General features: G+C 63.5%; 1 protein-coding gene. It reads right to left on the minus strand.

Annotated features, from left to right (window positions below; all coding sequences use genetic code 11):
* Positions 1 to 153 precede the first annotated feature (153 nt).
* Positions 154 to 660: MFS transporter (locus tag AC1DWF_RS35265; RefSeq protein ID WP_476843111.1), on the minus strand; the 507-nt coding region annotated here is incomplete at its 5' end.

Consider the following 660-nt stretch of genomic DNA (forward strand, 5'->3'; position numbering starts at 1 on the left):
CACGAAGCGAGAACGCCATTGCGATGCAACAACCCAACGACCACAAGGGGTTGTGTTGAAGTGGAATCTGAGGAGCGTCAGCGATTCGTTCGCGCGAATCGGATCACGGCCTTGATTCGATAAGATTCCGAACCACCGATTCTCCGGCGTGATTCACGAAGTGTTCCTGGCGCGACCCATGTGCATTCCCAAGACTATAAGCCCTGCGGCATTGAGCAGAAGCGCCCCGGAAAAACCGAGATAGCCGCGCGTCACCGCCAGCAGGACCGGACCGATCGACTGACCCAGGAAGAAGTGGAAGGCGTGCAGCGAGACAGCCGAGGCGCGGGCCTGTGGCGCGATCTCCGTGACGCGGGTCTGCAGCGAGTTGTGCAGCATGAAGAAGCCAAGCCCCATGACGCCGCCGGCCATGACGAAGAGCCAGGCCCAGGGCGCGAGGGCGATCATCGCCAACCCGGTGGCCGCGAGACTGGCGCCCAGCCGCATCATCCGCCGCTGACCGAGATGCTTCAACGAGTAGGGCGCCATCAGCGTGTAGAGGAAGCCGCCGCCTCCGAAGGCACCGACCGTCAGCCCGGCCTCGCGCGTGCCGCCGATCCCCGTCTCGTAGAGATGGCTCGCGAAATAGGGAAAGCCCGAGAAGAGCAGCAGCCCCTCGGT

Source organism: Aminobacter sp. P4_D5 (assembly GCF_056401815.1).